Source organism: Nostoc sp. WHI, from assembly GCF_015714725.1.
In the GTDB taxonomy this organism is placed as follows: Bacteria; Cyanobacteriota; Cyanobacteriia; order Cyanobacteriales; family Nostocaceae; genus Nostoc.
The window spans coordinates 1-13863 of sequence record NZ_WBKM01000100.1 but is presented as its reverse complement, the minus strand read 5'-3'; the positions used below and the strand labels follow the sequence as shown (position 1 = coordinate 13863).

At 42.0% G+C, this 13863-nt stretch carries 17 protein-coding genes and 2 pseudogenes; 7 read left to right on the top strand and 12 right to left on the bottom strand.

Going from position 1 to position 13863, the window contains the following annotated elements; translation table 11 throughout:
• Positions 1-613: 613 nt before the first annotated feature.
• Together F8S12_RS10125 and F8S12_RS10120 are read left to right on the top strand one after the other, a co-directional pair.
• The gene (locus F8S12_RS10125; protein WP_196516173.1) at positions 614-2083 is read left to right on the top strand and encodes an efflux RND transporter periplasmic adaptor subunit; all 1470 of its coding nucleotides are present in this window, start codon (positions 614-616) and stop codon (positions 2081-2083) included.
• A 17-nt stretch (positions 2084-2100) separates the two neighbouring features.
• Positions 2101-3318, top strand: coding sequence for an ABC transporter permease (locus F8S12_RS10120; protein ID WP_196516172.1), 1218 nt, complete (start codon positions 2101-2103; stop codon positions 3316-3318).
• 25 nt (positions 3319-3343) lie between these two features.
• Here F8S12_RS10120 and F8S12_RS10115 read toward each other — a convergent pair whose 3' ends face one another.
• Entirely contained in the window at positions 3344-4210 is an 867-nt protein-coding gene (locus F8S12_RS10115) for a DUF4351 domain-containing protein (RefSeq protein WP_196516171.1), read from the bottom strand.
• Positions 4211-4390: 180 nt separating this feature from the next.
• On the opposite strand from F8S12_RS10115, the gene F8S12_RS10110 reads away from it, so the two are divergent.
• From F8S12_RS10110 to F8S12_RS10100, 3 genes are all read left to right on the top strand, one after another.
• Positions 4391-5674: a DUF4336 domain-containing protein gene (locus F8S12_RS10110; protein ID WP_196516170.1), complete on the top strand. Its 1284-nt coding sequence runs from the start codon at positions 4391-4393 to the stop codon at positions 5672-5674.
• Between the two features lie 332 nt (positions 5675-6006).
• The gene (locus tag F8S12_RS10105; protein WP_196516169.1) at positions 6007-6270 is read left to right on the top strand and encodes a hypothetical protein; all 264 of its coding nucleotides are present in this window, start codon (positions 6007-6009) and stop codon (positions 6268-6270) included.
• Complete coding sequence (locus tag F8S12_RS10100; RefSeq protein ID WP_196516168.1) at positions 6271-6732, top strand: type II toxin-antitoxin system VapC family toxin; 462 nt, start codon at positions 6271-6273, stop codon at positions 6730-6732.
• Here F8S12_RS10100 and F8S12_RS10095 read toward each other — a convergent pair.
• Positions 6729-8042 (bottom strand): GTPase family protein, encoded by a 1314-nt coding sequence (locus F8S12_RS10095; protein WP_196516174.1) that lies wholly within the window; start codon positions 8040-8042, stop codon positions 6729-6731. The genes F8S12_RS10100 and F8S12_RS10095 overlap by 4 nt on opposite strands.
• 595 nt (positions 8043-8637) lie before the next feature.
• On the opposite strand from F8S12_RS10095, the gene F8S12_RS10090 reads away from it, so the two are divergent.
• Complete coding sequence (locus F8S12_RS10090; RefSeq protein WP_196516167.1) at positions 8638-9093, top strand: hypothetical protein; 456 nt, start codon at positions 8638-8640, stop codon at positions 9091-9093.
• A gap of 282 nt (positions 9094-9375) precedes the next feature.
• On the opposite strand, the gene F8S12_RS10085 is transcribed toward F8S12_RS10090, so the two are convergent.
• From F8S12_RS10085 to F8S12_RS10075, 3 genes and pseudogenes are all read right to left on the bottom strand, one after another.
• A complete protein-coding gene (locus F8S12_RS10085) occupies positions 9376-9672 on the bottom strand; it encodes a virulence protein (protein ID WP_196516166.1) in 297 nt (98 codons plus the stop codon).
• Positions 9673-9851: 179 nt separating this feature from the next.
• Positions 9852-10235 (bottom strand): annotated as a pseudogene (locus tag F8S12_RS10080) (response regulator); the annotation flags it as partial.
• A gap of 127 nt (positions 10236-10362) precedes the next feature.
• Positions 10363-11061, bottom strand: coding sequence for a rhomboid family intramembrane serine protease (locus F8S12_RS10075; RefSeq protein ID WP_196516165.1), 699 nt, complete (start codon positions 11059-11061; stop codon positions 10363-10365).
• Positions 11062-11324: 263 nt separating this feature from the next.
• Here F8S12_RS10075 and F8S12_RS10070 point away from each other — a divergent pair, with 263 nt between their 5' ends.
• Entirely contained in the window at positions 11325-11795 is a 471-nt protein-coding gene (locus F8S12_RS10070) for a DUF29 domain-containing protein (protein ID WP_196516164.1), read from the top strand.
• Between the two features lie 7 nt (positions 11796-11802).
• Here the strand turns inward: F8S12_RS10070 and F8S12_RS10065 are convergent, their stop codons facing one another.
• The 7 genes and pseudogenes from F8S12_RS10065 to F8S12_RS10035 all read right to left on the bottom strand — a co-directional run bounded on the left by F8S12_RS10065 (position 11803) and on the right by F8S12_RS10035 (position 13634).
• Positions 11803-12012: a type II toxin-antitoxin system HicA family toxin gene (locus F8S12_RS10065; protein ID WP_196516163.1), complete on the bottom strand. Its 210-nt coding sequence runs from the start codon at positions 12010-12012 to the stop codon at positions 11803-11805.
• Complete coding sequence (locus F8S12_RS10060) at positions 12009-12212, bottom strand: type II toxin-antitoxin system HicB family antitoxin (protein WP_196516162.1); 204 nt, start codon at positions 12210-12212, stop codon at positions 12009-12011. Before F8S12_RS10060 ends, F8S12_RS10065 begins: the two co-directional genes overlap by 4 nt.
• Before the next feature lie 168 nt (positions 12213-12380).
• Complete coding sequence (locus tag F8S12_RS10055) at positions 12381-12635, bottom strand: hypothetical protein (RefSeq protein WP_196516161.1); 255 nt, start codon at positions 12633-12635, stop codon at positions 12381-12383.
• A gap of 3 nt (positions 12636-12638) precedes the next feature.
• Positions 12639-12902: a type II toxin-antitoxin system RelE family toxin gene (locus tag F8S12_RS10050; RefSeq protein WP_196516160.1), complete on the bottom strand. Its 264-nt coding sequence runs from the start codon at positions 12900-12902 to the stop codon at positions 12639-12641.
• Positions 12899-13111: a hypothetical protein gene (locus F8S12_RS10045; RefSeq protein ID WP_196516159.1), complete on the bottom strand. Its 213-nt coding sequence runs from the start codon at positions 13109-13111 to the stop codon at positions 12899-12901. The genes F8S12_RS10050 and F8S12_RS10045 overlap by 4 nt, the downstream gene beginning before the upstream one ends.
• A 57-nt stretch (positions 13112-13168) precedes the next feature.
• Positions 13169-13279: pseudogene (locus F8S12_RS41600) on the bottom strand (TRCF domain-containing protein); the annotation flags it as partial.
• An 85-nt stretch (positions 13280-13364) separates the two neighbouring features.
• Positions 13365-13634 (bottom strand): hypothetical protein, encoded by a 270-nt coding sequence (locus F8S12_RS10035; protein ID WP_196516157.1) that lies wholly within the window; start codon positions 13632-13634, stop codon positions 13365-13367.
• Positions 13635-13863: the final 229 nt, after the last annotated feature.

Below are 13863 nucleotides of genomic sequence, written 5' to 3'. Positions count from 1 at the left end.
TACGCATCTCAAAATAAATATTTTTGCTTTTAGGCATAAATAAATTTATTGGCTCTGAAACGAATGGCACTAAGAAAAGCCCAAAGGCCTGTGTCACCTCGTTCCCAGTCTAAGACTGGGAATGTATTCTGAGAGGCTCTGCCTCTCGTCAAGAAAGAGGAGGCGGAGCCTCCCAATATGGATTCCCAGCCTGGAGGCTGGGAACCAGTCAGGGCAAGGACTGTATCTTAACTTAGTGCCATTCGGCTCTGAAACCATGAGTGCAGGGGAAATGAGCGTATCTTTCCCCCCGGCTCCCTGCCTCTTGGTCAGAAATAATGCAAACAAAGGCTTATTTTACAAGCTTTCTTTCCTTCTGCCTTCTTGCAGTAGTGGCTAAAGTCACCCACTCAGGTGAAGGCTATACAGACACGTAATGCGTATTATGAAGTAAGATTAAGTAACTATAAAGCTAATTATGAATTTAATTGTTATTTTGCTAATGAAGATTTAATCCAAAATTTTAAAAACTACGTATTTTTGAGCCAGTGCGTTGGACGGACTCCCCAGATTAAAGCAAGTGTCCTCTAACTAAAGGCTGCTTCCACAAAGCAAGATTTATAGGCTTTTATATATGGCTACGCACATAGAAATTCCAGTTATTGGCAAAGTTAAATATCCATTACGCTGGCTGATGGGGCTGATAGCAGGGAGTGCCTTGGTTGTTGGTACAGTAACAACCTATACCCTGGTGAATCAAGGAACAAACAAAGAAGACATTGCTCGACTAACTGTGCCAGTTGCAGCCAAAAATGTTACCCTGCGGATTACAGCTAGTGGCAAAGTAGTGCCAGTTCAAAGCGTAAATATTAGTCCGAAGAACCCCGGAGTGCTGTCGCAATTATATGTTGAACAAGGCGATCGCATCCAGCAAGGGCAAATTCTCGCCCGTATGGATAGTGCAGGCATTGAGGCTCAAAGGAGTCAGTATCGTGCCAACTTAGTGCAAAGTCAAGCACAGCTAGCCGAAGCCCTTGCTGGGAGTCGTCCTCAAGAAATTGCTCAAGCGAAAGCGCGATTAGCACAATCTCAAGCTCAGTTAGCCGCAGCTCGGGCTGGCAATCGTCCCCAAGAAATTGCTCAATCTCAATCGCAAGTCGATGCGGCTCAAGCAAGGGTGAATTACACCAGTGAACAGGTAAAGCGTTACCAATACCTCTATAAAGAGGGAGCAGAGAATAAACAATTACTCGATCAAGCCGTCAGTGAAGACAAAACTGCTAGAGCTAATTTAGAAGAAGCTAAAAAACGATTTTCATTAGTCAAAAGTGGCACTCGGACTGAAGAAATCGACCAACGCCAAGCTGCTGTTACTGAATCACGAGCAGCATTGATACTTTTGGAAGATGGCACCCGTTCTGAAGAAATTGTCCAGCGTCAAGCTGCTGTTGCAGCTGCTGAGGCGCAATTGAAGGGTGTACAAGTGCAGTTGGATGAGACTATTATTCGCGCTCCCCTTTCGGGAATCGTGACGCAAAAGTATGCAGATCCGGGCGCTTTTGTAACACCCACAACCTCTGCTTCTACTAGCGCCTCGGCAACTTCCAGTTCAATTGTCGCCGTAGCACGCGGTTTAGAAGTATTAGCTCAAGTTCCCGAAGCCGATATTGGCAGAATTAAGTCGGGACAGCAGGTGGAAATTGTTGCTGATGCTTATCCCGATCAAATCTTTAAAGGTCATGTGCGCTTGATTGCTCCAGAAGCAGTGATAGAACAAGGTGTGACATCCTTCCAAGTGCGGGTTGCTCTCGATACTGGCACAGATAAACTGCGTTCTGGCTTAAATGTGGATCTGACTTTTTTGGGCGATCGCGTCAATGATGCCTTAGTGTTACCAACGGTGTCAATCGTCACTGAAAAGGGTAAAACTGGCGTACTTGTACTAGATGAAAATAATAAACCCCAATTCCGCGAAGTTACTGTTGGGGCGCAAATTCAAAACGAAACTCAGATTTTAGGGGGAGTCAAAGAAGGCGATCGCATTTTTGTTAACCCTCCCAAAGATTACAAAATCGATAAGGCAAAAGAACAAGATAATTCGTAATTCGTAATTATTAAGACATGAATTTTTTAGAAAGTGTCCAAATGGCAGGGAAAACCCTACTATCAAATAAACTGCGTAGCGCCCTCACTATGTTGGGTATAGTTATTGGTAATGCCTCCGTGATTGCCATGATTGGTATTGGCGAAGGTGGACAAAAGTTTGTGAATAAACAGCTGGAGTCATTAGGGCCAAATGTACTGTTTGTGATTCCAGGTAATCGAGAAACTCAGCGTATTTCCTTTGAAGTGCCAAGAACTCTGGTGTTACAAGATGCCGATGCGATCGCTTCTCAGGTGCCAACAGTAGTAGGAGTTGCACCTGAGTTAAACAGAAGACAGGTAGTTACCTACCGTAATAAAAACACCGATGTTAACATCATTGGCACAACTCCTAGTTTTCCGGTGGTACGGGAGTTTGAAACTGCTAAAGGCCGGTTTTTCAGCGAGGTAGATATCAAGCGAAGCAACCAAGTCGTTGTATTAGGTGCAGACTTGGCAGAAAAACTATTCGGTAATAGTAACGCCATCGGTCAGCAATTGCGAGTTGGAAATACCAGCTTTCAAGTGATTGGGACGTTAATAGCCAAAGGTTCCAGCGTCGGTGCAGATTATGATGAAGCTGCCTTAATACCAATTACAACCTCAGCAAACCGACTTGTAGGAAGGAATTCTCCCTATGGTATTGCCTTAGATTATCTCGTCGCCGCCGCTCGTGATTCCGAGAGTGTGGATGCAGCAGAATTTCAAATTACTAATTTGCTGCGTCTACGGCACAAAATTAATGGTGAAGATGACTTTACTATCCGCTCTCAAAAGGATGCTTTGCAAACAGTTGGTCAAATTACAGGTGCATTGACAATTATGCTAGCAGCGATCGCTGGGATATCGCTGTTTGTCGGCGGCATCGGCATTATGAATATTATGCTTGTCTCTGTCACCGAACGCACCCAAGAAATCGGATTGCGGAAAGCGATCGGGGCAACTGAGCAAGATATTTTGCTACAATTCATCATTGAAGCAGTAATAGTTTCAGCAGCCGGTGGTCTAGTTGGGACTGCGGTTGGCATCAGTGGCATCCTATTAGTGGGAGCCTTGACTCCCTTAGAAGCGAGTCTTTCTCCTGTAGCGATCGCAATGGCTGTTGGTGTTTCTGGCGGTATTGGTTTATTCTTTGGCGTTGTTCCAGCCCGTCGCGCTGCTAAACTCGATCCGATTGTCGCACTCAGAAGTGCTTAGTGATGAGAACTTGGCAAAGCGTAGCTTAATCCCCTAAATTGATTTGAGATGGGGAGATATTTACTAAGTAATTCACTAAATCACTTTGACTGGAGAAATCCAACAGCGCTTCAGCTAACTCTTCTAGTTGAGTGATTGATAAGGTGCGAATCTGCTGTTCTATTTCAGGCTCAATTGCACCAAACCGGCGTGTCAAAAGACGTAGAATCAATTGTAGTGCCTCCTGTTTCTTCCCTCGTTCTTCTCCCTGTTGCAATCCTTTTTGCAGAATGTCTTGATAAATCACAGATTCTTGCATAATTTCCTCTCTAAAAAGCTGTCTAATCAAATTTTTGTCAAACCGCAAACCAGCTAAAATCTGTACGCAAGCTGATATATTCTGTCGTTCGCCTGTTTCCTCAATCATATCGACACTAGCAGCGACTTGTTCTAATAGTTCTGTGGGTGAGTCGGTTCTCGCCAATGTCGCTAGTGGTAAAAGTGCGGGGTTAGCTAACAGAAGTGTGGGATCTTCCTCCCATAAGCGAATCACTCGATACTCGTGTCTGGTTTTGGTGTCTACATACTGAGTAGTAAAAACAATTTCTGAGGAGGTGGGTTGTAAAAAAATCAACACCTGCTCAATTTCACACCAATATTGTCGTTTCAATCTGATGTAATAATCTAGCATCCGAAAGTCAAGCGGGGGTGTAGATTTTGGGGAAGTTTGAAACTCTAAATGTAGGATTTTGTTGGCGATTTGCAGGAATATTACCGAATCAGCACGAATTGGTTCGAGGGTAAGTTCCGTTTTCAATACTTGGATATCTGAGGTTTCAGATCCAAGTAACCATCTGGCAAAATCGGCAGGGTAGTTTTCGGCAAGGTATTTGCAGGTGTTATCGTAACTCAAGGGCGTAGACGCTTTGCGGCTTGCCGTTAGGCATCGCTTACTAAGTGACTATACAGGACTTACGCAAACAATAGCCGAAAAGAATGATTTTTAGGTAGGGGCAATTCATGAATTGCCCCTACAGCGTGTAGTTTTGCGTAAGTTCTATATATTTATACATTAATTAGCAAGACTGGTGTAATGTACCAAACAAGTGGTAGACCGTTCTTAGCAGAAAATGGGGGGTGCAGAGTGGTTGATGATCAACGCATAGTCAATGCAGAACAGATTCATCCAAGGGACTTTTCCTGGCAATTATGGCCGGTTCTGCCACTGTACCCCTTTGGCAAGCGGCAGACAATCCGCAAAGAAATAGTCAAGGAAACAATCTGGAATTTTGACCAGATTCAGGGCATTTTCTACGTTGTTGTGCCGATTCGCATGACTGTTGTTAAGCTCGAAGCCGGGGGTCTTCTAATCTATGCACCTGTTGCACCTACCCCAGAGTGCATCCGACTTGTCAATGAGTTGGTGGCTGAATACGGTAATATTAAGTACATCATCCTGCCAACTATCTCTGGTCTAGAACACAAGGTTTTTGTCGGCCCCTTCGCTAGATACTTTCCGACTGCACAGGTGTTTGTGACTCCTAATCAGTGGAGTTTCCCGCTAAATCTTCCCCTTAGCTGGCTTGGCTTACCCCCAAAACGGACTCAGATCCTCCCAGAAGATAGTAGCAAAACACCCTTTGCTAACGAGTTTGACTATGCAATGCTAGGCCCCATCGACCTTGGCCCTGGTCGGTTTGCAGAAGTTGCTTTTTTCCACAAGCGATCGCATACTCTTTTAGTAACAGACTGTGTGCTTTCTATTCCAGAAGATCCACCTGCGATCGTTCTATTAGATCCATATCCTTTACTGTTTCATGCCAAGGATCATGTCTCTGACATCATTGCAGATATTCAGGCAAATCGCCGTAAGGGATGGCAGCGCATCTGTTTGTTTGCTTTATACTTTCAACCAAGGGCACTAGATATACCGCAATGGAATCAGGTTTTGCAAAATGCCCTGAAAGCATCAGAACGCTCAAAGAAAGGTTATTTTGGATTGTATCCCTTTAAATGGCAGTCAGATTGGCAGCGATCGTTTGAGGCTCTGCGGGGTGATGGACGTTTGTTTGTCGCACCAATTTTACAGACGTTGATTCTCAACCGTGCACCGCAAGAAACCATCGACTGGGCTGATAAAGTGGCGAGTTGGGACTTTCAGTGGATTATTCCTTGTCACTTTGATTCACCGATTCAAGCCGAGCCGCATCAGTTTCGTCAAGCTTTCTCTTTTTTGGAAAAGCAGACTGCTGTCAATGCGGGTTTGTTCAGCAGTAGCAGCTATCCTTTACCAGAAGAGGATTTTAAAACACTTAGAGTAATCGATGCAGGTTTAAATAAGTTTGGCATTGTGCCGCCAGCAAAGGAGAAGGTGTAGGAAAAACAATAAATAAATCGGAAAGACGCGATAAATCGCCGTCTCTACAATAATCAATCTTTCGTCGTGACGGCGATTTATCACGTCTCTTGCCTTAACCGAACCGTATTGGAAAATGTCCTCCAATTAGCTCCTAGAGCCACCGTCTTAGCCTCAAAAGTTTTAGAAGGTTTGGTGTACGATCCTTTCTTTCTCCAAGAGGGTTGTAAAAACCGACGATCGTATCGATATCGGCATCAGATTCCAAAATCTTGTTGTTCACGAATGATTAAGTATAGCTATATCCGCCGTAGAATGATAGACAAACTAGCCCTGGTAAACAGTAGAAGCCTATGCCACAGGCAATTCTTAACCAAATCCTTAATCAGCTTGAGATACTGGAGCCGGAGGAGCTACAGCAGCTTAATCAGGCTATCCAGAGATATCTTGCTGATCAAAAACAAGTTACTGAACGGACAACATTTCACGAAGCACTGTTAACTTCTGGGTTAGTAAAACAACTCAACCAACCAGCTTATAATCAGCAAACTGAACAGCGACTTATTCAGGTAGAGGGTAAGCCTGTTTCGGAAACAATTATTGAGGAACGCTGCTAGATGGCAGCTTATTATTTAGATAGCAGTGCGCTAGTCAAACGCTACATCACTGAAATAGGTTCAGCATGGGTTTTGAGTTTATTTGACCCGGCACTGAAAAATGATGTACTGATTGCTGCCATTACTAGTGTTGAAATTCTCGCTGCAATTACACGGCGAGCGCGTGGTGGAAGTATCATTGCTATGGATGCGATCGCAGTATGTAATCAGTTCAAAAGTGATCTCCGGTCTGAATACCAAGTTGTCGAAATCACAGAGAACATTATTAACTCTGCAATGGTATTAGCTGAAGCATACGGATTACGAGGCTACGATGCAGTTCAGCTAGGGGCTGGTCGTGCGGTAAATGCCCTCTGCATAGCTAACAGTTTGCCTCTGGTGACTTTTGTATCTGCTGATTACGAGTTGAATGCCGCCGCCGCTCGTGAAGGTCTACTTGTTGAAAACCCCAACAATTACTAATGTTTAATTCCCTTAAACCGTTCTTGCGCCGTCTGAAATGCTTCTTGCATCACCGACTGAATTCGCTGGGGATCGGGTTTTTTGCCCCCCATTAAATCACCAAAGTAAACGCAGGCTGTTTCCCCTAATGACCAAGTATAAGCAGCTGCCCAAGAAGCTGCGATCGCACTCCCAAAACCTGGTATAAATTTAATTAATTCCCGTGCAATGGCCTGTGCTAAAAAACCACCTGCGATCGCACTTACAACACCTCCCGCCTGAGATGGAGTAAGTGTCTGCCCATATAATTTTCCTAACAGACCCACCATCGAAACTTGCAAAGCAGTGAGTACGGGCATTGTGGCAAATGGCAGAGGTACAGCAGCGAGGGTTGCAGACATGATCGCAAATGGCAAAATATAACGGCGTGCAGCATCTCGGTAAAGGTTGCCAATTTGCTTACCAGCTTCTTCTTGATCTAATAGCTGATAAATCGCTTGGGCTTCTGCTTGTGGGAGTAGTTCTGCTAAGGAATCTCGCAGCGCTTCTAAGCCGTAAAATACCGGAGTGTAGCTATCTTCTTCTAAGGTAAAATCAATTAATACAGAGCGATCAGTTATTCCTGCAAAGGCTTGCTGCATTGCGGCAAATGCGCGGTTGACTTCCTCATAATCTGGCGGATAGGCGGGATGATCAACGGTATCAGGAGGATAAACTTCATGCAAGCAGCTAACTATCAACAGACAAGGAATGTTTGGATATTGCTGACGCAACTGTTGAGCAATTTGTCGGAGCGTGTCAGTTGCAAAATCATTGATTTTGACAGTCAGAAGAAGGATTCTGGCGGAACGAGTTTCCTGTTGTAAATCGCCAACTAACTCCTGAATAATTATCTGAGTATCTTGTTTAACATCACCCAAACCTACTGTATCAGTAAAAATCAGTAACGGCAGGTCATTGGAAGGATAGGCATAGCGCTGAGTGTGTTGCGTGTGGGGACGAAATCCCTGACCGACAATTTCGGCAGTAACTCCCGTCAATCCTCGCACGATTGAACTTTTTCCGGCTTGGGGTTTACCAATCAGGAGCGCTTCTGTGGTTGGTAATTCGGCTCGGACTTTCTCTAAAATCTCTGCAACCTGAGTTTCGCTCACACTAAACCAGTCAACAACCGTTTTTGCCAGTTGTTCTACGGGTAGGAGTTGCGTTAAGCGTGTTGTTGCGTTCTTCCAGACACCAGCAATGTTATTTGTCCAGGAATTATCGACCGATTTGGTAGCTGCTCCATCGGTCGGTTCACTCAATTGCTGAGAATTATCTTGCTCAGTCATTTTCATCAAAACGGTAGATACCTGTCTTTAATTCAGGAAACTTCATAGTGTTTAGAATTGAATTGTTGTTAAATCTACAAGAACTATTGACTAATTTTAGATCGATTTTCCAAAGGATAACCAGCACCGTTAGTAGTGTTATGAACTTGGATGATCGCGTTTTTTGATTACATTACCAGAGAATATTCAGCAACTAGCTATGGTTGCGATCGCGTCAATAAAACTTAATTTGCGATAAATGCCGGGTAGATTTGCTAAAATTTGTTGAGAATAACAAGTTTACGAGTCAGAAAGTTGATTTACGAGTCAGAAAGTTGATTTACAAGTCAGAAAGTTGATTTACGAGTCAGAAAGTTGATTTACGAGTCAGAAAGTTGATTTACGAGTCAGAAAGTTGATTTACGAGTCAGAAAGTTAATTTACGAGTCAGAAAGTTAATTTACGATGATTGCAGGCTGGTTGCATTTTATCCTGGCTCAGTTGCAGTTAATCCTGGCTGAATACAGCGATGATTGCAGGTCAGAGGATTTATAATTGCAGGTCACTACATTTAGGCAGCTTCTAACCACGTTCTAATCAATCTAGAGGAGAAATAATGCTGAATAAAAACATCCGCTTATGTCTGCTTTCATTGATGTTATTTCTGCTTAGCTGTGATGGCGATGCTGCTAAATCAACAGATGGCACAACTCAAAGCAATAGCATAAGTGAAGCAAAACAAGTAGAAGGAGAGGAGAGCGTTAATGTGATGATCCGCATCGCTAATCGAAGCACTGTTAAGATGAATAACATAGTGATCCAGTTTCCCAATAAAACTGAAAGGTATAGTCGTATTGCTCCGGGAGAGGTAACGGAATATCGACAAGTGACTGAAGCATACCGCTATGCTCCTGTTGAGGTCTCCATTAATGGGGAGGTTAGAAGAATGATAGCCACCGATTATGTAGGAGAGGAGCAACTTTCCAGTGGAAACTATACATATGCTCTTACCTTTGACCCAAATCAGTCCTCTTTGAATGGCCTTGGTTTTCAATTAGAACGCGACAAGTAAAAGCAAATTTGTTGAAAGATGAATAAACTGACACATTGACTCAATATGATACAAAAATTTACATTTACGTTAAGGCTAAAAACTAAAACTGGCGTAGGTTGGGTTTGTTCCTCAACCCAACATTATCAAGGCTTTGTTGGGTTTCGCTATCGCTCAACTCAACCTACTATTCTTCTTAACCCAAGCGTATTGACTTATAATAATTTTTTTAAACATAAAAAATCCCTACCACTGAACGGTAGGGATTGAAGCTCTATTAAAATTGTTGACCGTCGTCAGTTTTCACTTTTGTAAGTTTACTTGAACTGCTGGTAATAGGTCGTTATTTTCTTCAATCCTAAGCATTCTAATATCTCTTACTGCTACAGGAAACCATATTAATTGTTTAGCTAAATCTTGAACTGCTAGCACACAAGTAACAGCATTTACATTTTCATCTCCAAAGTAAACGCTACCTTGCTGTCTAGCAAAACCGTGTGAAGTTAGTACTTTTTTAATCTCACCATAAGCATTGTTATATGGGTCGCCATAGGACTGTCGTAACAGTTCAATATCCATATCAAAAGCAATTGCGTACACTCTGGTATTCCTATCTGGGAAATTGTTATTGCTTATTGTAGGGTATGAACTGACGTTTAATTTACTGTTCTTACCTACTAAATTACGTGTTGTTTTTGTGTACATATTTTTACTGTAAATACTGTTTAACTCAATTCTACTGAGATAATCCCATATATGACAATTCCCCACAGCGATCGCTATAGCTGAATCAAATCAACGATCGCCTTCACTAATGTCTCTGGATCTACTGGTTTAGAAATATACATTTGAAACCCTGCTGCTAATGCTTGCTGCTGATTCATTTCACCAGCATAAGCCGTCAGAGCGATCGCTGGTACGCATCCTCCTTGTTGAGGCGATCGCGATGTCTACGACGGGCTACGCCTACGCACTTCACGCATCAGCATATAACCGTCTGTCTTTGGCATTCCAATATCACTAATTAAAACATCTGGTATCGACTCAGACAGTGCTTCTAGTGCTTCCTGTGCTGATGCTACGGCGGTTACTTGTACACCGCAGTCTTGCAAAATAAAGGTCACTAAATCGCGGATATCTGTTTCATCGTCCACCACCAAAACTTGAGTGTTTGGCGGTAGTGGGCTGTTAGAGAAAGGTGAAGTCTCATGCATCTCTATAATCTTACGCACGATCGCTAATCCTAAGCCTAGTCCACCATCCCAAAATAGCTAAGTAGCTAAAGAAGGTTTATTTCTTTAGACGCATGAAGGCTGCACCAATCAATAATCCCACAATCTGCCCCAAAAAGACAACAGTTGATTGATTTACGCCAAGGGGGGGAATGTTTAAACTGCCAATACCATAAAATAACTGTTGCACAAACCACCAAAATATATAGAAAACGGCTGGAAGTTGGATAGGGATATAGACGATTATTAGCGGCAAAATGGTATCAATTTTCGCTTTAGGAAACTTCATGACATAAGCTCCTAAAATAGCTGCGATCGCGCCATTTGCTCCAATCAATGGTACTATCAAACTCGGTTCAGCCAGAATTTGTATTACCCCTGTCATTACGCCACTAGCCAGATAAAATCCTAGATAGCGCCTGTGTCCTAGAATATTTTCTACCGTCTTACCAAAAACCCACAAAAATAGCAGATTTCCTAATATTTGACTAAAACTGCCGTGCAGAAATATTCCAAAAAGTAGTGCAAATGCTCGCCAAATTACAATTATCCAAGCAGCATTGTTGAAAAATAGTGCATTTGTAATTGCCCCACTAATCTGTGCTGGAATCAGACCCCAACTATTGACAAAATAGCCCAGTTCGCCACTAAAATCTAGTTTAAGCTCCCATAAAAATACAGCAATGTTAATGCCAATCAGCCAGTAATTAATAATCGGCTGACTCCGACAACGAATATTATCACTAATAGGAATCATATAGATTTGTCATTAGGTATTGGGCATGGGGCATTTAGTTATGCACCTGGTTTTCTGGTTTAATGGGACTAAATCAAAGTTTTTTCGCTAACTGTTTGAGTTCCATAACTCGCAAAAGTTGATTTGCAGACACCAGTAAAGTACCATAGCGATCGCTCTTTATAGCAGAAGTAGTAGAGTTTGAGACAGTTCTACAATAAAAGCAAAGACGTTGAGGTTGAACTAACCTAATGGGTGTACCTGAAACAAACCCAAAGATACCAATGCTTTCACCAAGCTTATACGAAACTGATTTTTACGCTTGGACACAGGAACAAGTAACTTTACTTCGCAATGAGCAGTGGAGTCAGATTGATCTGCAAAATCTGATTGAGGAGATTCAATCTTTGGGTAAACAGCAACGTCAAGAACTGCGAAACCGTATGAGTGTGTTGATTGGACATTTACTAAAATGGCAGTACCAGTCAGGGTGTCGTAGCCGTAGCTGGTTAGCAACACTTCGTATTCAACGCTTAGATATTGCTGAACTGCTCGAAGAAAATCCTAGCCTAAAGCCCTACCTTGAAGAAGCACTTTGCAAAGCCTACGTTAAAGGTGTCGAATTGGCTGTTGGAGAAACAGATTTGCCCAAACGGACTTTTCCGGTAGAGTGTCCTTACAGTTTGGTAGAGATTGTGGACTATGATTTTTACCCCGGTGAACCAAGCAAGCTACTAGATGAATCAGAGCAGTGATTTGAAATTAAAGTAAATCTTCTTCAGATAGTTGGGCTATTTTCATCAAGGCTTTCAAGGTTCCAACTTTCAAATCTTGATTGCGGTGAACAGGAATTGACAGGATTTGTTCTACTTCAAGGTTTTCATAAATATGATGACTGCCAGTAATTCTTTGTAAAACCCAACCTTTTTGCTCCACAATCTTACAAAGTTGCTTGCCAGAAATCGATTTCATACAGCAATTTCGACAACTTGATCTGTTGATTCAATTGCATTACGACTGTTGGCAACTTCAAGCCAACCTTCAATTGCGTCCTTTAAATTAACCATCACCTCTTCTATAGTGTCTCCTTCGGTGATACAACCAGGAAGCGCGGGAACCTCTGCCCAATAACCGCCTTCTTCTGCTGGATGAATGATTGCTCTAATTTTCATGCACTTGTTAACTTAGGTTTTGAGAATATACTAATAACCATACCTGTTTGCTCTTAACTGTGGCGAAGTCGATCGCTTGTTCAAATAGCTCTGTCATGGCTGTCAATCGTTACAAAAGTCATACTTTAAATTATTTCTGCTTGCACTCTTTTTGCGATTGGGGTAATCTCAACCTGAAATGCCATACTTTTGCTGCATTTCTTGGACAAAATCCCCAATGAGGCGAGTTTGACCAGCGTTGAGTTCCTCGAAACCTTGTCCAATACCTGCAATTGTCTCCAACTGATCAATCAGTTGGCGTAATTTGGTAGGATCGATTTTGCCAGGATCTAGAAAGGTGACAAGAACTTGAGAGCGATCGCTAATATCTTGCGGTAGCTGGGTAGACTCAAAGGGCTGGGTCTGGGATTGTCGTCTGCTCAAGTGTCAATCGTCCCGATAAACTTCTCTACGATGCCCTACTCTGACAACGGTTACTACTAAGATATCATCGGAAATATAATATAAAATCCGATAATCGCCTACTCTGATGCGATAACGATTTTCATCATTTTTTAATTTGCCGACACCACCAGGGCGAGGTTCAACAGCTAATTGTTGAATTTTGCTCTCTAGCCTTTCTTGAATATCTACGGGTAACTTTTTGAGTTGTTTAGATGCACTTTTAGAAATTTCTACTCGGTAGCTCATGCAGTTTTTTGCTGATGTTCTGACCAAGTTAAAGTGCCATTTTCTGCGATATCTTTTAATCCCTCTTCAAAGTCTCTTTCGTCGGACTCGTCTTCCTGGTTACAGATTTTTAACAGTGATAAAATTTCTTGTAATGTATCATCATAAGCCAGTTCTAATTGTTCATTAATAGCCTTTATTAAGGCTTGTCTTTTAGTTGTAGTTTCCATGTTTTTACTCTTTTTAACTGCTCGCCAACCTTATTTTACTCTAAAAAAATATTTCACTTTGTTTTCTGGTTTAATGTGACTAAATCCAAGTTTTTTTGCTAGCTGTTTGAGTTCCATAACTCGCAAAAGTTGATTCGCCGACATCAATAAAGTACCATAGCGATCGCTCTCCATAACCGAAGTAGTAGAATTTGAGCAGCAGCAAGTATTCGGCTTCCTGCTGTCAACCGAATCTAGAGCAAAGGCGATTATACTAATTAACTTTTTCGAGTTCAAATTCAAGTTTTAATAGCACCCTATGATAATCTTTGATAGCCTGACGAACTAGATATTCTCTATTATCTTTTTCCCAAGTTTTCAAACCTCTTTCCGAGTAAGGTAAGACAATATTATGCGCGATATTATGCGCGATAGATATCAAGCTCTGGAATTGTTGACCGAGGTCTTTACATTCTGTAGGAGGAGTACCTACATCAGTTGCCTTGAAATAAAGTTTGGTTAATTCTGGCTCAAACTTTGTCATCAGCAATTCTCATTTTGAAAACAAAAGAAGATAAAGTCCTCTTGTTTACATAGAGAACTTCTGTCTAATTATGATTTATTTGAAAGATAATCATAATAATTAACTGAAGAGAAACAATTTTAAAAATCTGCCCATGAAAAAATAGATTTCAACTTATAAATATAGCTGAAATTCCGACCTACTTTGTAAATTCTCTTAATTAATAATCTTTACCTCCTCTCAAAAATTT